The 16,691-nt window shown below is 44.7% G+C and carries 19 protein-coding genes, 9 tRNA genes and 1 pseudogene; 8 read left to right on the forward strand and 21 right to left on the reverse strand.

The features are described from left to right. Positions 1-37 precede the first annotated feature (37 nt). The 11 genes and pseudogenes from KW548_03785 to KW548_03835 all read right to left on the reverse strand — a co-directional run bounded on the left by KW548_03785 (position 38) and on the right by KW548_03835 (position 7,746). Entirely contained in the window at positions 38-316 is a 279-nt protein-coding gene (locus KW548_03785; protein ID QXX07184.1) for an HPr family phosphocarrier protein, read from the reverse strand. Positions 317-319: 3 nt separating this feature from the next. Next, complete coding sequence (gene rapZ / locus KW548_03790) at positions 320-1,183, reverse strand: RNase adapter RapZ (protein ID QXX07185.1); 864 nt, start codon at positions 1,181-1,183, stop codon at positions 320-322. Next, positions 1,183-1,629: a PTS IIA-like nitrogen regulatory protein PtsN gene (ptsN, locus tag KW548_03795; GenBank protein ID QXX07186.1), complete on the reverse strand. Its 447-nt coding sequence runs from the start codon at positions 1,627-1,629 to the stop codon at positions 1,183-1,185. The genes rapZ and ptsN overlap by 1 nt, the downstream gene beginning before the upstream one ends. Before the next feature lie 5 nt (positions 1,630-1,634). After that, a complete protein-coding gene (hpf, locus tag KW548_03800; protein ID QXX07187.1) occupies positions 1,635-1,922 on the reverse strand; it encodes a ribosome hibernation promoting factor in 288 nt (95 codons plus the stop codon). A gap of 23 nt (positions 1,923-1,945) precedes the next feature. Further along, positions 1,946-3,406, reverse strand: coding sequence for an RNA polymerase factor sigma-54 (locus tag KW548_03805; protein ID QXX07188.1), 1,461 nt, complete (start codon positions 3,404-3,406; stop codon positions 1,946-1,948). A gap of 51 nt (positions 3,407-3,457) precedes the next feature. Continuing rightward, positions 3,458-4,183, reverse strand: coding sequence for an LPS export ABC transporter ATP-binding protein (gene lptB, locus KW548_03810; GenBank protein ID QXX07189.1), 726 nt, complete (start codon positions 4,181-4,183; stop codon positions 3,458-3,460). Between the two features lie 2 nt (positions 4,184-4,185). Beyond that, positions 4,186-4,683 carry a lipopolysaccharide transport periplasmic protein LptA gene (gene lptA / locus KW548_03815; protein QXX07190.1) on the reverse strand — a complete coding sequence of 166 codons (498 nt, stop codon included), beginning with the start codon at positions 4,681-4,683 and terminating at the stop codon, positions 4,186-4,188. Further along, positions 4,664-5,227 (reverse strand): LPS export ABC transporter periplasmic protein LptC, encoded by a 564-nt coding sequence (gene lptC / locus KW548_03820; GenBank protein ID QXX07191.1) that lies wholly within the window; start codon positions 5,225-5,227, stop codon positions 4,664-4,666. The genes lptA and lptC overlap by 20 nt, the downstream gene beginning before the upstream one ends. Further along, positions 5,224-5,781 (reverse strand): 3-deoxy-manno-octulosonate-8-phosphatase KdsC, encoded by a 558-nt coding sequence (kdsC, locus tag KW548_03825; protein ID QXX07192.1) that lies wholly within the window; start codon positions 5,779-5,781, stop codon positions 5,224-5,226. The genes lptC and kdsC overlap by 4 nt, the downstream gene beginning before the upstream one ends. Then, positions 5,781-6,746 (reverse strand): KpsF/GutQ family sugar-phosphate isomerase, encoded by a 966-nt coding sequence (locus tag KW548_03830; protein ID QXX07193.1) that lies wholly within the window; start codon positions 6,744-6,746, stop codon positions 5,781-5,783. Before KW548_03830 ends, kdsC begins: the two co-directional genes overlap by 1 nt. Before the next feature lie 27 nt (positions 6,747-6,773). After that, positions 6,774-7,746: pseudogene (locus KW548_03835) on the reverse strand (calcium/sodium antiporter). 235 nt (positions 7,747-7,981) lie between these two features. On the opposite strand from KW548_03835, the gene mlaF reads away from it, so the two are divergent. From mlaF to KW548_03875, 8 genes are all read left to right on the forward strand, one after another. Then, entirely contained in the window at positions 7,982-8,776 is a 795-nt protein-coding gene (gene mlaF, locus KW548_03840) for a phospholipid ABC transporter ATP-binding protein MlaF (protein ID QXX07194.1), read from the forward strand. After that, on the forward strand, positions 8,776-9,567 hold the full coding sequence (gene mlaE, locus KW548_03845) for a lipid asymmetry maintenance ABC transporter permease subunit MlaE (GenBank protein QXX07195.1): 792 nt from the start codon (positions 8,776-8,778) through the stop codon (positions 9,565-9,567). Before mlaF ends, mlaE begins: the two co-directional genes overlap by 1 nt. A gap of 2 nt (positions 9,568-9,569) precedes the next feature. Next, positions 9,570-10,061, forward strand: a complete 492-nt coding sequence (mlaD, locus tag KW548_03850; protein ID QXX07196.1) for an outer membrane lipid asymmetry maintenance protein MlaD — start codon at positions 9,570-9,572, stop codon at positions 10,059-10,061. Between the two features lie 2 nt (positions 10,062-10,063). Further along, the gene (locus tag KW548_03855) at positions 10,064-10,705 is read left to right on the forward strand and encodes a phospholipid-binding protein MlaC (protein ID QXX07197.1); all 642 of its coding nucleotides are present in this window, start codon (positions 10,064-10,066) and stop codon (positions 10,703-10,705) included. After that, positions 10,702-11,010, forward strand: a complete 309-nt coding sequence (locus KW548_03860) for a lipid asymmetry maintenance protein MlaB (protein ID QXX07198.1) — start codon at positions 10,702-10,704, stop codon at positions 11,008-11,010. Before KW548_03855 ends, KW548_03860 begins: the two co-directional genes overlap by 4 nt. A 13-nt stretch (positions 11,011-11,023) precedes the next feature. Continuing rightward, complete coding sequence (gene ibaG, locus KW548_03865) at positions 11,024-11,278, forward strand: BolA family iron metabolism protein IbaG (protein QXX07199.1); 255 nt, start codon at positions 11,024-11,026, stop codon at positions 11,276-11,278. A 9-nt stretch (positions 11,279-11,287) separates the two neighbouring features. Next, entirely contained in the window at positions 11,288-12,553 is a 1,266-nt protein-coding gene (gene murA, locus KW548_03870) for a UDP-N-acetylglucosamine 1-carboxyvinyltransferase (GenBank protein ID QXX07970.1), read from the forward strand. 112 nt (positions 12,554-12,665) lie between these two features. Next, a complete protein-coding gene (locus tag KW548_03875; GenBank protein QXX07200.1) occupies positions 12,666-13,406 on the forward strand; it encodes a 1-acylglycerol-3-phosphate O-acyltransferase in 741 nt (246 codons plus the stop codon). 528 nt (positions 13,407-13,934) lie between these two features. Here KW548_03875 and KW548_03880 read toward each other — a convergent pair. The 10 genes from KW548_03880 to mltC form a co-directional block, all read right to left on the reverse strand. Next, positions 13,935-14,011 (reverse strand) — tRNA-Asn (locus KW548_03880). A 3-nt stretch (positions 14,012-14,014) separates the two neighbouring features. Further along, a tRNA-Thr gene (locus KW548_03885) sits at positions 14,015-14,090 on the reverse strand. A gap of 40 nt (positions 14,091-14,130) precedes the next feature. Next, positions 14,131-14,206: transfer RNA gene (locus tag KW548_03890), tRNA-Asn, on the reverse strand. Between the two features lie 18 nt (positions 14,207-14,224). Continuing rightward, positions 14,225-14,300, reverse strand: a tRNA-Thr gene (locus KW548_03895). Between the two features lie 53 nt (positions 14,301-14,353). Continuing rightward, positions 14,354-14,429 (reverse strand) — tRNA-Phe (locus tag KW548_03900). A gap of 639 nt (positions 14,430-15,068) precedes the next feature. After that, a tRNA-Asn gene (locus KW548_03905) sits at positions 15,069-15,144 on the reverse strand. Between the two features lie 37 nt (positions 15,145-15,181). Beyond that, a tRNA-Phe gene (locus tag KW548_03910) sits at positions 15,182-15,257 on the reverse strand. Between the two features lie 7 nt (positions 15,258-15,264). Then, positions 15,265-15,340 (reverse strand) — tRNA-Thr (locus tag KW548_03915). Between the two features lie 55 nt (positions 15,341-15,395). Then, a tRNA-Phe gene (locus tag KW548_03920) sits at positions 15,396-15,471 on the reverse strand. A 104-nt stretch (positions 15,472-15,575) separates the two neighbouring features. Beyond that, entirely contained in the window at positions 15,576-16,682 is a 1,107-nt protein-coding gene (mltC, locus tag KW548_03925; protein QXX07201.1) for a membrane-bound lytic murein transglycosylase MltC, read from the reverse strand. Positions 16,683-16,691 lie beyond the last annotated feature (9 nt).

Below are 16,691 nucleotides of genomic sequence, written 5' to 3' on the forward strand. Positions count from 1 at the left end.
TATGAAGGTAGTGATTTTTATTGTATCAGTGGAAAAATTATTCTGCTTCTTCGAACTTGGCTTCAATTAACTGGCAGACCGCTTCAAGGGCAGGGGTGGCGTCATTGCCTTCAGCGTTGATGGTGACATGCTCGCCTTGAGCGGATTCGAGCATCAATAAACCCATGACGCTGTCAGCGGTTGCCTCTTTACCTTCATGGTTTTGAATGGTGAGAATAGCGTCGAAAGACTGGGCTAGTTCGACGAGTTTAACAGCAGCGCGAGCATGGAGCCCCAGTCTGTTTTGAATGAGGACGGTTCTACTCTGTTGCTGCATACGCTATTCCTTATGTATTTTCTCTAATGTAGTGTGGCGAATTTGGACCTGATGACCCATTTTTGCGAAGTAGTCGCCAATTTGCTGAGTGAGGTAAACAGAGCGATGTTTACCTCCTGTGCAGCCAATTGCTACGGTTAAATAACTACGGTTGTTTTTTTCTAATAATGGCAGCCAGTTTTCGATGAATTTCTGGATCTGCTGTTTAAGATCCAATACATCTTGATGACTTTCCAGAAAAGATTTAATCGGTGTATCGAGCCCCGTCATTGGACGCAATGCGGGTTCCCAATGTGGGTTCGGCAGAAAACGTACATCAAACACATAGTCTGCATCACTTGGCAAGCCATACTTAAAGCCAAATGACTGAAATACCATCACTAAATCTTTGCGTTCTCGACCTTCAACACGCATGCGAACGGTCTCACTTAAGTCATGTAGTGATTGGTTGCTGCTATCGATGATCAGATCGGCATGCTCTTTCAATGGGGAAAGAATACAACGTTCTTTTTCAATGGCTTGTTCAAGTGAGGTATTTTCGAGACTGAGTGAAAGAGGGTGTATACGCCTCGTTTCACTGTAGCGTTTGAGCAACGTGTCTTTTTGGGCATCTAAGAACAGTACACTGACATCTGACGACTTCTTTAACCTAGTCAGAACATCAGTGACTAAATTAGGTTCTGTTGGCAGGTTACGGATATCAATACTGACTGCTACGTTTTGTTTGCTAGATTTTACCGATTTAACGAAATTATCGAGCAAATTTACTGGCAGGTTATCGACGCAGTAATAACCTAAATCTTCGAGTACGCGCAGAGCGACGCTTTTTCCCGCACCAGATTGACCACTGACGACAATGAGGCGCATTACTGATCCACCATAATGGCATAAAGTTCTTCGTCGGACTGAGCTTTGCGTAGCTGTTTGAGAATCTGTTTGTTATTTAATCGCTCTGCCATGCTAGACAGGGTTTTGAGGTGCTCCTTGCACTGTGCGTCAGGCACAAGCAGGGCAAAAAGAAGATCAACAGGGCGATTATCTATCGAGTCAAATTCGACAGGGGATTGGCATTGAATAAGAACCGCAACAGCTTTGTCGCTGGATTGCATACGAGCATGGGGAATGGCTATTCCATTTCCGATGCCAGTACTGCCCATCTTTTCTCGGCTAAGCATGCATTCGAAAAGTTCGGTAGAGTTTTGTCCGGTCTGCTCAGCGACGATTTCACTGATCATTTCCAGAGCGCGTTTTTTACTGGTACATTGGACCGCACTTTTGGTGCAGTCCAATGAAAGGATTTCGCTTAATTGCATGGTATCTAGTGGGTATTTAGTTTTGCTTTATGCTTGTTGAGCTGCCTAACCAGTTTGTCAACAAGAGCGTCGATAGCGGCATACATGCTTTCTTCGTCGGCAGATGCATGAATTTCGCCCTGATTTACGTGAAGGGTAGCTTCTGCGATTTGACGGAGTTTTTCAACTTTTAAAACAACATGAACGTTATTTATGTGGTCAAAGAAACGTTCAAGCTTTTGAAACTTTTCGTTTACGTAGTCTTGCATTGAATCGGTGAGATCAACGTGTTGGCCATTAATATTGATTTGCATAGACTTTCCTTCTCGTTTAGTGCCTAAAGCAGGCGTTTGCGCTGACTGGAAGGGGCAATGCCTAGTGATTCTCGGTATTTAGCTATTGTTCTTCTAGCGACCTGAATCCCTTGGTCAGCGAGTAGAGCTGCAATCTTGCTGTCACTCAGCGGTTTAGCACTGTTTTCAGCAGCTACGAGCTTTTTAATTAGGGCTCTAATTGCAGTTGATGAACATTCTCCACCATTATCGGTACTGACATGGCTGGAGAAGAAATACTTTAGTTCGAAAATACCACGAGGCGTATGCATGTATTTTTGAGTAGTGACCCGTGAAATTGTCGATTCGTGCATATCGACATCTAATGCGACGTCGTTGAGCACCATTGGTTTCATCGCTTCTTCACCATACTCGAAAAAATCGCGTTGATGTTCAACAATACACTTAGCAACTTTGAGTAGTGTCTCATTTCTACTTTCCAAGCTCTTAATGAGCCATTTTGCTTCCTGCAGGTTTGAGCGAATATACTGGCTATCTGAATTGTTTCCTTTGCCGAGCGCTGCGTATTGTTGATTGACTTTAAGGCGTGGTACGGAGTCTGGGTTGATAGTGACCACCCATTTACCATGATCCTTAAACACAGAAACATCAGGAATGACGTATTCTGCGTGCTCAGCTGAGATTCGGCTTCCGGGTCTAGGATCGAGCTGCTGAATAAGCTTGAGTGCTTCTTTAAGTTCAGCTTCTTTCAGTTTGGCTTCTTTAATTATTAACTTGTAATCACGATTTCCCAACTGTTCTATGTGGTCAGTTAGTACTAACTTAGCTTCTTTGAGCCACGGTGTGTCTTCAGGAAAGGTCGCTAATTGCAAGAGCAGGCAATCTTGCAGATTGTGTGATGCTACGCCGAGTGGATCAAATTGCTGGATTCGTTTGCGAACCGCTTCGATTTCATCTAATTCGATGTCTTCGTGATTGAAACTTTCTAAAATATCGCCAGTGGAAATGGTTAAGTAGCCATAGTCATCGATTGCATCTATGATTGCCATCGCTATGGTGCGGTCTGTCTCGCTAAAAGGTGTCAGATCCAATTGCCAAGTCAGGTAGTCATGCAGTGATTGCGTAGTTTCACCCTGATAAACAGGGGTGTCATCATCAAGAGCAATCCCTGTACTGCCTGTGTTGGCGCTATAGACATCTTCCCAAGTGGTATCAATTTCAAGTTCATTGCTGATTTCAGATTTTTCGATAAGCTCTGAACTGTCTTTGACTTCAGGCTCTGTGACTTCTGCACTTGGTTCTTTTTCCTCACTCGCTGACTTGTCTTCAACATTTGAGGTCTCGTCGCCGCCTTCTTCTACTTCTAGGAGAGGATTAGAATCCAAGGCTTCCTGAATTTCCTGTTGAAGATCTAACGTTGACAACTGCAGCAAGCGGATGGCTTGCTGAAGCTGTGGGGTCATCGCTAACTGCTGTCCTAGCTTGAGTTGTAATGAGGGTTTCATTCAGTATTATTTGCCTTAGATGCTATAGAATCTTACCGTTCTTCACTTTAATCATAGACGGAATTGTTCGCCGAGATAAACTTGTTTTACCTGTTCGTTGTTAAGCACTTGTTCTGGTGTACCTTCTGCAATCAGGTGTCCTTGGCTCACAATATACGCTTTTTCACACACGTCTAATGTTTCACGGACGTTGTGGTCGGTAATCAAAACGCCTAGCCCGCGATCACGCAGATGTTCAATGATTTTCTTAATATCAATGACCGATATTGGGTCAACACCCGCGAAAGGCTCGTCCAGTAAGATAAATTGTGGGTTCGCAGCCAAAGCTCGAGCGATCTCAACACGACGACGTTCACCCCCTGATAGTGCCATACCTGCACTGTGGCGAATGTGCTGAATGTGGAATTCTTCCAATAAGTCTTCCAACTTATCTTGGCGTTGCTCACGGGTTAGCTCTTCACGTGTTTCTAGTACCGCCATGATGTTTTGCTCAACCGACAATTTACGGAAGATAGATGCTTCTTGTGGGAGATAGCCAATGCCCATGCGAGAACGACTATGCATCGGTAGAATACTGATATCTTGACCGTCAATAGTAATTGACCCTTCATCGCGAGCTACCAAGCCGACAATCATATAAAACGAAGTGGTTTTACCTGCTCCATTCGGACCAAGCAATCCTACAATTTGTCCTGAAGTGACTTCTAGACTGACGTCAGTCACTACTTTGCGATTTCCGTAGGTCTTTGCTAAATGCTCTGCTTTGAGTTTTGCCATAATTATTCTTGCACTGCTTGTGGCTGAAGAACCGTTGAGACGCGGTCGCCTTTCTCTTTACCATCAGCAATGAGCTTTTGAGAAGAGATTTTATAGCGGATTTTGGTACCACGAATAACACTATCGTCTTGGGACAACATCGCTTTATCTATCATTGTGAGTTGATCGTCTACCATTACGTAGTAAAGCTCTTTTGCTTCACCGTAGAGGGTTTTTCCATCATCAGTAAGCTGTGAGAAAGTGGCTAAATCGCCGTATCCTTCGATTTCTTGAATAGACCCGTCACTAGGGTCGCGAGTCACGATGACTTTATCGGCATTAATATTTATGCTGCCTTGCTTGAGCTTCACGTCACCAAGAAAGGTCACTTTGTTGCTCTGCATATCAAGCTGTTGGCTGTCTGAATCGATGTAGACAGGCTGATCTTGATCGGTAGACAGCGCCAGAGCATGCCCAGAAATCAGCAAACAAGAAATTAGACTAAGGTGTGAGAGTTTCATATCTACCCTGTACGTGTTTGTAGAGGATGGCGTTGTTTTCAGCAAAGTTGCCTTTCATTGCCTGACCTACTGTTTCAAACTGAGGACCAACCAAGGTGACTTGGTTGTCTGCCCAAAAATCGCGATTATCCAACTGGATGCCGAGTACATCCGTTGACATGGTGTCAAAGCCAGAATCTGGCAATAGGTTTTTCGCCAATACGTTGTCATATAATGTCAGCACATGATCTTGCCCTAGAATGCCTCGGTCAGCAGTGACCTCCCACTCTTGGGTTGTGCCTTCTTTGTATACTTTTAAGACCGGTTGATCAAAAAAGGTATCACCACTTTTTGCGTAGTGATCGAGTTTAACGGATGTGATGATGTAGCTGCGAATACCTTCCTGGTTGTATGAGGTATTCACTAAATCTTCACCGCTAAACATGGGTAGTTCGGTATCCGGTTCTACCTGAATGTCGTACCCCTGTCCTTTATCAAATAGGTAGTAAGTCGACCAACAGATAACAAATGCCAGTATCAGGTAACCGATACGGGATAAACTCATATACTTAGACCTTTGTGGACATCAAGTTCATTGCGTGCTTGTAAAATGAGGTCACACACTTCTCTGACTGCACCGTGTCCGCCACGTATTGAAGTGACGTAATTTGCGCGTTGAGCCAGGAGTGGATGTCCGTCAGCGACACAGACTTTTAAAGCTACTTTTTCCATGACAGGCCAGTCAATAAGATCATCACCTATATAGCCGGTGTGCTCTGGCGCAATATTCAATTTGCTGCAAATGTCCTGATAAGCTTTTACTTTATCGTCTTGCCCCTGGTAAATCAGTGAGATTCCCAGAGCCTTCATGCGATTCTCAACAATACGTGATTGTCGACCAGTGATAATAGCGATTTCGATGCCCGCATTCATCAAAGATTTAACGCCGTATCCATCTCGTGTATGAAATGTTTTTAGCTCTTCTCCATCATTACCCATGTAAATAAGACCGTCAGAGAAGACGCCATCGACATCGCAGATTAACAATCTAATTTCTTTGGCAATGTTAAGCGTGTTTTGTTCCACTGGTTTATACAGGGTTTCAATTAATTTCGACATCACATCACCCCCGCTTTTAACAAATCATGCATGTTTAATGCACCGACAACCTTGCCGTCTAGGCATAGAATTAAGCCATTAATGCTTTTCTGCTGCATAAGATTGAGGCCTTCAGCAGCAAGAATGTTCGGACTGGCGGTCGTGGGGTTGGTCGTCATCACTTCACCAATCAATGCACTGTGAATATCAATTCGCTTATCGAGAATACGGCGTAGATCGCCGTCAGTGAAAATCCCTACTAGATGCTGGTGGCTATCAACGACGGCAGTCATTCCTAAACCTTTCTGGCTGATTTCCAGCAATGCTTCTCGGACTACAGTATCTGGTGTGACTAAAGGGAGTTGATCATCCGTGTGCATGATGTCTGATAGTTTAAGCAGCAACTTTCTGCCTAATGCGCCACCGGGGTGCGAGAGGGCAAAATCTTCAGCGGTAAAACCGCGAGCCTGCAGCAAAGCAACCGCCAGTGCGTCACCCATGGCCAATGTCGCGGTGGTACTTGCTGTTGGTGCTAATCCCAGTGGGCAAGCTTCTTTGGGAACCGTGATCTGTAAGTGAAAGTCAGATAGCTTCGCCATCGTCGAGCTTGGCTTGCCTGTCATGCTAATGATTTTGATGTTGAGGCGCTTCAAAACAGGAAAAAGCCCTAAGATTTCGGCTGATTCTCCTGAGTTGGAGATCGCAAGCACGATATCACCAGATTTGATCATTCCCAAGTCGCCATGAGCGGCTTCACCTGGGTGAACAAAGAATGCGGATGTTCCAGTGCTAGCTAGTGAGGCGGCAATTTTATTACCAATATGTCCTGATTTACCCATCCCCATGACAGCAACCTTACCTTCTCTATTGGCAAGAATGAGTTCACAGGCTTGGATGAAATCCTCATTAAAATACTGATCTAGCTGCTCAAGGGCTTCGATTTCTGTTTTTAGTACTTCAAGAGCAGCAGAGCGAAAATCAAACATGTCACACTCCGGCAGGCAAAAATAAAGTTAAGCTGTCATGTTCAGGATGAGATATCCTTGATAAGCAATAAAACAGCAGAATAATACAGCACCTTCAGCTCGGTTGATACTACGAGATTTACCCAATGCCATTGCAACCAGCAACAATGAGACGCCTAGCATTATCCAAAAGTCTCGTCCCATTGCATATTCACTAAGAGTGGCTGGGTTGAGGATGCCTGGAATCCCCATGACGGCGAGAATATTGAATACGTTAGATCCAATGATATTACCTACGGCCATATCGTCTTCGCCCTTCATGACACCCGCTAATGAAGCCGCGAGTTCTGGTAAGCTGGTACCTACAGCAATGATGGTTAAGCCGATAACAAGGTCACTCATACCGTAGTATTGGGCGATAAATACAGCGTTGGTCACGAGTGTATCTGCGGCGACAGGCAGGAGTACCAAGCCAATCACAACCCATATTGCTGCTTTACCATTACTGACGCCTTCTGGTACTTCTGACTCTTGTTCTACTAAAAGCGGATCATCACTGCCCGCTTTTTTTCTCCTTTTTGCTGATGCGCAGCATAGCGATAATAAAGGCCGCAAACAGAACGAAAAGAAGTACACCTTCGTAAAAACCTAAGTGGCTGTCCCACAGTAAGATACCAGCCAAAATCGTTACGCCAATCATAAGTGGTAGTTCTCGGCGTAATACTGCTGAGCTGATTGAGAGAGGCTTGATCATCGCTGTGATGCCAAGAATCAGCGCAATGTTGGCAATATTAGAGCCTAAAACATTGCCTACCGCAGTATCGGTTTTTCCATCAAGAGCGGCGGTTGCTGATACCATCATTTCAGGTGCTGAAGAGCCCATTGCTAGAATGGTCATACCGATCACCAGTGGAGATATTCCGACATTTCGGGCTAGAGCCGCGGCGCCAAAAACAAGCTTATCTGCACTCCATACCAGAATGACTAATCCTACGACTAGAAACGCAATGGCTTCAAACATGATGATCCTTAATTTTGTGTACAACGGGACAAATTTAACCGTTAATTTTGACGGTTTAGGGGCGAAAAGGGAAGCAATTAATTATTAACTATTTAAATTGATGGCGATTATATGTGGCTACAATGAAACCGACTTCTAATATTAACAGGTCTACCATATTTAATTGAACAGTGCTTTTAATTTTCACACAATGTGCTTATGATTGCCCATTCTAAGCGCTAAGTCAGGGTCCAACATGTCCTCAGTAGATCTCGTAACCATTAAAAATCTGACTTTTTCCCGTGGGGAAAGGAAGATTTTTGATGATATTAGCTTACAGGTGCCAAAAGGTAAGGTCACCGCCATTATGGGGCCTTCAGGTATAGGCAAGACGACGCTACTCCGTCTGATTGGTGGTCAGATTTATCCAGAGCGAGGTGAGGTGTGGTTTGATGGTAAGAATATTCCGTCACTCAGCCGCAAAAAATTGTACAAAGAGCGTAAGAAAATGAGCATGTTATTCCAATCTGGAGCCTTGTTCACTGATCTTAACGTGTTTGACAATGTTGCCTTTCCACTTCGTGAACATACCGACTTAAACGAAAGATTTATTCGAACCTTAGTACTACTCAAATTAGAGGCGGTGGGGCTTCGTGGGGCTTCTCAGTTGATGCCAAGTGAGTTGTCAGGTGGAATGGCTCGTCGAGCCGCACTGGCCCGTGCCATCGCCCTTGATCCAGAACTGATTATGTACGATGAGCCTTTTGTGGGGCAAGATCCGATCACTATGGGAGTGTTGGTGGAGCTGATACGTAACCTTAATCAAGCACTCGGTGTGACTTCTATTGTTGTTTCTCATGATGTGCCTGAAGTGATGAGTATCGCCGATTGGGTCTATATTCTGGCTAACGGTAAAATTATAGCTAAAGGGTCGCCACAAGCACTGCGTGATAATCCTGACCCACAGGTTCAACAATTTCTCAAAGGAGACGCAGATGGCCCAGTACCATTTCGTTATCCAGCTCAGTCTATAGAGAAGGAGCTATTCTGATGGTTTCTGACTTCGCGAATTTTATCGCATCAACAGGACGCAGAGCGATGGGTGTTTGTGAGTCGTTTGGCCGTGCTAGCTTAATGCTCCTTGGTGCGCTAGCTTCTCGTCCACGTCCAATCCAAAACTTCCCTTTGCTGGTAAAACAACTCTACAGCGTTGGCGTTCAGTCTCTGATCATTATTGTACTGTCTGGCTTATTTATTGGCATGGTATTGAGCCTACAGGGTTACGTCATCTTGGTCGATTTTGGCGCTGAAGGCGCCTTGGGCCAGATGGTAGCCTTGTCACTCCTGCGGGAACTGGGGCCTGTGGTAACAGCATTGCTATTTGCTGGGCGAGCGGGTTCTGCATTGACGGCTGAAATTGGTCTAATGAAAGCCACAGAGCAGCTGTCCAGTATGGAAATGATGGCCATCGACCCATTAAAACGAGTGATAGCACCGCGTTTTTGGGCTGGTGTGATTTCTATGCCAATGCTAGCCATGATTTTTATGGCTATCGGTATTTGGGGTGGCCAGTTAGTGGGGGTTGATTGGAAAGGTATTGACCACGGTAGCTTTTGGTCAGCCATGCAAGCTTCTGTTGAATTGGGGCAAGATATTGGTAACAGCATGATTAAGAGTCTAGTGTTTGCCATTGCCGTAACTTGGATAGCACTGTTTAACGGTTACGATGCCATTCCCACTTCGGAAGGTATTAGCCGTGCAACGACACGCACTGTCGTACACTCTTCATTGGCGGTACTAGGCTTAGACTTTGTACTGACTGCATTGATGTTTGGGAACTAAGTATGCAACAAACAAGAAAAACTGAATTATGGGTCGGCAGCTTTGTCCTTGCTGGAATTTGCGCAATTCTAGTGATGATTTTTCAAGTCGCTGACGTAAAGGGCATTGGCTCAAATGATACTTACTCACTGAAAGCAGAGTTCGACAACATCGGCAGTCTTAAAGTCCGCTCGCCAGTGAAAGTGGGTGGTGTTGTTATTGGGCGAGTGACGGACATTGGGTTAGATACTGAAAACTTGTTACCTGTCGTGACGATGGCGATTAACAGTCAATTTGACCAATTTCCAGAAACCTCCAGCGTTAAGATTTTAACTTCTGGCCTTATTGGCGAGCAGTACATTGGTTTGACGCCGGGCTTTGTTTTTGATGACGAGCAAATGCTGGTGGAAGGTGACTATATTGAAGACACTAAATCTGCTCTAGTGTTAGAAGACTTGATCGGCCAGGTGCTGTACAGCGTTGGCGGTTCTGATTCGGCTAAAGAAGAGGAATAATCATGCTGAAAAAGTTAGTACTTACTTTAGTGACATTTGCTTTGTCGTTCACCGCTTGGGCGGCTCAAATAGATAAAACCCAGCCTTACCAGATGATGAAACAGGTGTCTGAGCAGGCATTTGCCAGACTGAAAGCTGAGCAAGACAAAGTACATCAGGATCCGGATTACCTCAAAGTGATTGTTGAGGAGGAGCTGATGCCATACGTTAATGAAAAGTATGCAGCACTTAAGCTTTTAGGTCCTAACTTGAAAGGGGCAAAGCGAGAGGATGTTGGTACGTTCATTGAAGCATTTCGAGCTTATCTTGTCAGTTCGTATGCTCAGGTACTAACTCAGTATACTGACCAAGATATCGAGTTTGGCCCAGAACCAAAATCCAGTCCGAAGAAAAGCATTGCTGGCGTGAAAGTTGAAATCATTGATGCACCACGTCCAAACATCAAACTTGAGTTTAAACTCCGGAAGGACAAAAAGACTGGTGAATGGAAGGCGTTTGATATGATCGCTGAGGGCATTAGCCTATTGTCAAGCAAACAGTCTGAATGGAGTGGGAAGTTACGTCAGGAAGGCATTCTTGCAGTAGCAAAAGATTTAGAAGATCTCGCGGCGAAGCCAATTCGTTTTGAAGGTAAAGCACAATGAGCACTGAGCAGTGGTTACGTTTGTCTGACAGCCAATACCAAATTACTGGGTCGTTAGATAGAGAGTCAGTACCTGCCCTATGGCGCTCTTTATGCAACTGGAAAACCACCAGCTCGACGATTGAAATCAGCTTAGAAAAGATTGAAAGAGTTGATTCAGCGGGCATGGTGATGCTAATTCATCTATTAGAGCATGCAAAAAAGCAAAACTGTCATATAATGCTCAGCTTCGTGCCAAAACAACTGCTAACTTTATTTCAGTTGAGTAATATCGAAGAGCTTATCGATGGGCATTTAAAGAATTAAACAGGGGTAAATTGTGGATAGCGCAAAAGTACAACAGATTTTAGAAGAAGCACTTAGCCTAGAAGAGTTACATGTTAAAGGTGAAGGCAGCCACTACGAAGTGGTCGCTGTTGATGCTAGCTTCGAAGGAATGAGCCGCGTTAAGAAGCAACAAATGATTTACGCTCCATTGATGGAATATATCCAAAGAAATGACATCCATGCTGTTTCCATTAAAGCTTACTCACCAGAAGAGTGGGCACGTGATAAGAAGTTGATGTCACTGTAAGGGTTAATGATGGATAAGTTTAGAGTAAAAGGGTCAAAACAACCTCTGGTTGGTGAAGTCACTATCTCTGGTGCGAAAAACGCAGCATTGCCAATTCTTTTCGCCTCTATTTTGGCGGAAGAGCCCGTTGAAGTCGCGAACGTTCCGCATCTACGTGATATTGATACGACGATGGAATTGCTCAAGCGTCTAGGTGCTAAAGTAGAACGTAATGGTTCTGTACATGTTGACCCGAGCAGTATTAATGAATATTGCGCTCCTTATGATTTAGTGAAAACGATGCGTGCATCTATCTGGGCATTGGGTCCATTGGTGGCGCGTTTTGGTCAAGGTCAAGTATCTTTACCTGGCGGTTGTGCTATTGGTGCACGTCCTGTGGATCTGCATATCCATGGGCTAGAGCAGCTAGGTGCCACTATCACACTGGAAGATGGCTACGTTAAAGCTAACGTCGATGGTCGTCTGAAAGGTGCGCACATTGTGATGGATAAAGTCAGCGTTGGCGCAACGATTACGATTATGTGTGCTGCGACTCTGGCTGAAGGTAAGACAGTACTGGACAACGCTGCGCGTGAGCCAGAAATTGTTGATACAGCTGAGTTCCTGAATACGCTTGGTGCTAAAATTTCTGGTGCTGGTACTGATACGATCACCATTGAAGGGGTTGAACGTCTAGGTGGTGGGCAACATGCTGTTGTTGCTGACCGCATTGAGACAGGAACTTTCCTTGTTGCCGCGGCCGTTTCAGGCGGTAAAGTTGTGTGTCGCAATACTAAGGCTCAACTCCTTGAAGCTGTGTTGGCTAAGTTGGAAGAAGCTGGTGCCAAAGTGGACACTGGTGAAGACTGGATTTCAGTTGATATGACAGACCGAGAACTGAAAGCGGTGACAGTACGTACAGCGCCGCACCCAGGTTTTCCAACAGACATGCAAGCTCAGTTCACTCTACTGAATTTAATGGCTAAAGGCGGTGGTGTGATCACAGAAACTATTTTTGAGAACCGTTTTATGCATGTACCTGAACTAATGCGTATGGGGGCTAAAGCTGAAATCGAAGGCAATACTGTGATTTGTGGTGATGTAGAAGAACTCAGCGGTGCGCAAGTCATGGCGACGGATTTGCGTGCTTCAGCGAGCTTAGTTATCGCAGGCTGTATTGCGAATGGTGAGACAATTGTTGATCGTATTTATCATATCGATCGCGGCTACGATAAAATCGAAGATAAATTGTCTGCTCTCGGTGCCAATATAGAACGATTTCGGGACTCTAACTAAGTTCAGCTAACATTTGTAAGCCGAAACGAGAGTTTCGGCTTTTTTATAAGCGTTAGATCAGTTAGAGTCATGGGCAAATCTTATTGACTACTTTGTTCTTGGAGAACAACTAATGATTGCACTACTACGTGTGTTCGCTGTCGCGATTTTTGCAATTGTGATGTTTGTGTTTGGGTGTGGCTATTGTTTGCTGAGCCCGCGTAACCCTAAACACGTTTTTACCTTTGGGCGCCTATTTGGCAAGATGTCACGTGTATTTGGCATCACACTAGAGCTGCGCTTACCAGAAGATGCATACAAACGTGGGCAGCATATATATATTGCCAACCATCAGAACAACTGGGATTTGTTTACCGTTTCTTCTGCTGTGACGCCAAAAGTTGTCACAGTAGGCAAAAAGAGCTTGGCGTGGATGCCATTGTTTGGCCAACTTTACTGGTTAACAGGTAATATTCTGATTGACCGTGCGAACCGCTCAAAGGCGAAGGGTACTATCGATCAGGTTGTGGATAGCATGAATCAGAGTGATGTATCCGTCTGGATGTTCCCTGAAGGTACGCGTTCACGTGGTCGTGGCTTACTACCTTTTAAAACAGGTGCCTTCCATGCAGCGATTGGTGCTCAACTACCTATTATTCCAATTGTTTGTAGCTCGACCGATGGGCTTAAGATCAATCGTTGGAATAATGGACATGTTATTGTTGAGATGCTGCCACCCATTATTACCGAAGGGTACGGGAAAGAGAGTATTCGCGAACTTTCTACTCTTTGTCGAGAACAGATGAAAGACAAACTAGAGTCATTGGACAAAGAAGTGGAGCAGCTCAATGAGAAAGCGGGCGTAAAAGTTTAATCTGGTCAGATATCTATCTACAGCAGCCTCAGTCATCGACTGGGGCTTTTTGTACTAAGTGTAAAGTGCCAGTACTGGTAGTTTAAACAAGTAAAGAGACGGCTTAATGAGCTTATAAGATCAGAGGATCGACGAATGTATTGTTTAGACAAACCAAGAGATGTGGAGGTTGTTGCTCTTATGCATGCGTATCATCTGAGTATTTAATACTAGTGGCGATTATCGAGACCACAAGCTCAACAAATGGGTCGTTACGCAACAACGGAAAAAGCCAAGTCGAAAGACTTGGCTTTTTGAAAGTGGCTCCCCCTGCGGGACTCAACGCGGCCAGCTAGGTCTGAGACATTGCTTTGGAACAAAGCAGGAGCATGAGATACGAAAAGGCCTCATCGTGTGATGAGGCTTTTCCTAATATGGCTCCCCCTGCGGGATTCAACGCGGCCGGCTAGGTCTGAGACATTGCTTTGGAACAAAGCAGGAGCATAAAATACGAAAATGCCAAGTCTTTCGACTTGGCATTTTCTAATATGGCCTCCCCTGCGGGACTCGAACCTGCGACATACGGATTAACAGTCCGCCGTTCTACCAACTGAACTAAGGGGGAATAATGGTGCCGACTACCGGAATCGAACTGGTGACCTACTGATTACAAGTCAGTTGCTCTACCTACTGAGCTAAGTCGGCGCCTTTTTTCATCAATAAGCTTTCGCTTACTGATTGAATGTGGCTCCCCCTGCGGGACTCGAACCTGCGACATACGGATTAACAGTCCGCCGTTCTACCAACTGAACTAAGGGGGAATTATTCGTTTAAAGAAATGGTGCCGACTACCGGAATCGAACTGGTGACCTACTGATTACAAGTCAGTTGCTCTACCTACTGAGCTAAGTCGGCACACCTTATTCTTTAACTATTGTTCGTGCTAAGCACCAACAATTAATAAATTGTGGTGCCCGGAGGCGGAATCGAACCACCGACACGAGGATTTTCAATCCTCTGCTCTACCGACTGAGCTATCCGGGCGACGAGGTGTATTAAAAGGCTTTTCGCCTTAGAGGTCAATATTAAATTGCAAAAAAAATATCGTTTGTTGTTTTTCTATACTTAATGGGCTGTTTTTGCTCATTTCGGATAATAAATGTATAGCCAGCAACAGAAGTTCTACCCGATAGAGTAGGGAATAATGTATTTAGATAGCCAAAAAACATACCTTAAAGGGTACTTTTCAGTTGTTTAAGAGACGAATTAGTGTCTAGTCCTGAACTAGTTCAGCCGGTTTTTCTGGATATTGGCAAATTGAACCCAATTTTCTGCGTATTTTGGATCGACTATAGCAGCCTGAATCAGTACGACTGCCTGTTATTCACGCCTAAAGGTTTAGTGGGAGATTATCTTCGAGCAGTGAGAATAAAATCAAAGTTGCGTAAAAAGTTGAGATGCTATGAGAAAGGTGCCTGTGAGGTTTTTGAACGTTGAATCGATTGAGGGTTGGAAGTAGACGCAGTGAAAAACAAAAAAGCCAAGTCTTCCGACTTGGCTTCTTGAAAATGGCTCCCCCTGCGGGAATCAACGCGGCCGGCTAGGTCTGAGACATTGCTTTGGAACAAAGCAGGAGCATGAGATACGAAAAAGCCTCATCTTGTGATGAGGCTTTTTCTAATATGGCTCCCCCTGCGGGACTCGAACCTGCGACATACGGATTAACAGTCCGCCGTTCTACCAACTGAACTAAGGGGGAATTATTCGTGTTATCTTATCAGATAAGCACCAAATAATGGTGCCTCGAGGCGGAATCGAACCACCGACACGAGGATTTTCAATCCTCTGCTCTACCGACTGAGCTATCGAGGCAAAAGAATGGTGCCGACTACCGGAATCGAACTGGTGACCTACTGATTACAAGTCAGTTGCTCTACCTACTGAGCTAAGTCGGCACACTTTATTCTTTTTACTAATTGTTCGTGCTAGACACCAACAATAAAGAAATTGTGGTGCCCGGAGGCGGAATCGAACCACCGACACGAGGATTTTCAATCCTCTGCTCTACCGACTGAGCTATCCGGGCAACGGAGCGCTATTAAACGGATTTTCCGTCTTGCCGTCAACTTGTTTTTAGAAAAAAATTCAAAAAAAGTGGTTGAGTGCCGATAATTTAGGCGTTTTTAGTGCTTATGATTTACCAGCGTTAAAATCCTTTTTGAATTTTGTTACTTTTTCGAGATAACGGCGCGCTTCTGCGTTTGGATGTTTTTTCGTCAATGCCCAATAAACCTGATTTGGCTTTAGAGAGTTAAGGTCGCGCATTGCTCGTTTTCTATCATTACGATTGAAAGTATTGAGCACACCGCCAGTCCCCCCGTTGTAAGCAGAGATCATGCTGTATTCGAGAGACGTCGGATGGCGAACATCTTTGAGATAACGATTCTTCAGAATGTAGAAATAAGCGGTACCGGTATCTATGTTGTTTTCTGGATTAAATAGATATTCAGGGGATGGCTGACCAGACTTCTTCTTCACCAACTTAAACACATCACGCCCTGCGGTTTTAGGTACAACCTGCATAAGCCCGTAGGCGTTGGCCCAGCTTACAGCATATGGGTTAAAACTACTTTCTGTTTTGATAATCGCGTAGATAAGATCTTCAGGAATACCATAGCGGCGTGAAGCTCTTTGAACGATATCAGCATACTTATAGCTGCGTATCTCAAATTGTTCCTCAACCATCGGAATTTCAACGTAATAGGCTTTTTTGAAGTCGACGTTTTTGACTTTGAGCTTATTGGCAATCAGGTAATCGGCAAATCGGTTTGCTCGCCACGACCACTGAATCGGCTTGTTATCTTGGTCGACGACCTGACGATAAAGAAACGGTTGGCCTTCAAGCTTGATGTCTTTGGAGGAGAATAAGTCTACGTTTGCTGGGTCATCGGGGGTTAGCAGTGTGGTCACTATCGCATTTTTCAGATGTCCTTTTGGGTCGGTTGGTGAAACGGTTTCGATAATAATGGTGCCCTTATCAAAATTGACTTCTGAACGACTTAGGTAGTTGTCGATGTATTTGACGTAGTTGCTCTTGCCTGCAAATTTTATTTCTCCGCGTCCCCAACGCTTTGCAATGTTGCCTGAGAAGCTACTGATCAAGGCATCGAGTGCCGCCGTATCTTTCTGAAACTGACCGGGTAGCTCGGCTAAGTTTTTGGCAAAGCGATTGGTTGGTTCAAAGTTCACATCGTAGATATTTTCAATGAACTCACGGCTACAACCCGTAAGCGCCATTGCCAGAAA

This window comes from Vibrio neptunius (assembly GCA_019339365.1).
In the GTDB taxonomy this organism is placed as follows: Bacteria; Pseudomonadota; Gammaproteobacteria; order Enterobacterales; family Vibrionaceae; genus Vibrio; species Vibrio neptunius.

Excerpts from the sequence above, each read along its gene's own strand:
- kdsC (QXX07192.1), bottom strand. The coding sequence starts at position 5,781 with ATGTCGAAATTAATTGAAACCCTGTATAAACCAGTGGAACAAAACACG.
- mltC (QXX07201.1), bottom strand. The coding sequence starts at position 16,682 with ATGGCGCTTACGGGTTGTAGCCGTGAGTTCATTGAAAATATCTACGAT.
- KW548_03785 (QXX07184.1), bottom strand. The coding sequence starts at position 316 with ATGCAGCAACAGAGTAGAACCGTCCTCATTCAAAACAGACTGGGGCTC.
- ptsN (QXX07186.1), bottom strand. The coding sequence starts at position 1,629 with ATGCAATTAAGCGAAATCCTTTCATTGGACTGCACCAAAAGTGCGGTC.
- mlaF (QXX07194.1), top strand. The coding sequence starts at position 7,982 with ATGTCCTCAGTAGATCTCGTAACCATTAAAAATCTGACTTTTTCCCGT.
- KW548_03830 (QXX07193.1), bottom strand. The coding sequence starts at position 6,746 with ATGTTTGATTTTCGCTCTGCTGCTCTTGAAGTACTAAAAACAGAAATC.
- KW548_03860 (QXX07198.1), top strand. The coding sequence starts at position 10,702 with ATGAGCACTGAGCAGTGGTTACGTTTGTCTGACAGCCAATACCAAATT.
- lptB (QXX07189.1), bottom strand. The coding sequence starts at position 4,183 with ATGGCAAAACTCAAAGCAGAGCATTTAGCAAAGACCTACGGAAATCGC.
- KW548_03875 (QXX07200.1), top strand. The coding sequence starts at position 12,666 with ATGATTGCACTACTACGTGTGTTCGCTGTCGCGATTTTTGCAATTGTG.
- KW548_03855 (QXX07197.1), top strand. The coding sequence starts at position 10,064 with ATGCTGAAAAAGTTAGTACTTACTTTAGTGACATTTGCTTTGTCGTTC.
- lptC (QXX07191.1), bottom strand. The coding sequence starts at position 5,227 with ATGAGTTTATCCCGTATCGGTTACCTGATACTGGCATTTGTTATCTGT.
- lptA (QXX07190.1), bottom strand. The coding sequence starts at position 4,683 with ATGAAACTCTCACACCTTAGTCTAATTTCTTGTTTGCTGATTTCTGGG.
- KW548_03805 (QXX07188.1), bottom strand. The coding sequence starts at position 3,406 with ATGAAACCCTCATTACAACTCAAGCTAGGACAGCAGTTAGCGATGACC.
- mlaD (QXX07196.1), top strand. The coding sequence starts at position 9,570 with ATGCAACAAACAAGAAAAACTGAATTATGGGTCGGCAGCTTTGTCCTT.
- rapZ (QXX07185.1), bottom strand. The coding sequence starts at position 1,183 with ATGCGCCTCATTGTCGTCAGTGGTCAATCTGGTGCGGGAAAAAGCGTC.
- murA (QXX07970.1), top strand. The coding sequence starts at position 11,288 with ATGGATAAGTTTAGAGTAAAAGGGTCAAAACAACCTCTGGTTGGTGAA.
- mlaE (QXX07195.1), top strand. The coding sequence starts at position 8,776 with ATGGTTTCTGACTTCGCGAATTTTATCGCATCAACAGGACGCAGAGCG.
- hpf (QXX07187.1), bottom strand. The coding sequence starts at position 1,922 with ATGCAAATCAATATTAATGGCCAACACGTTGATCTCACCGATTCAATG.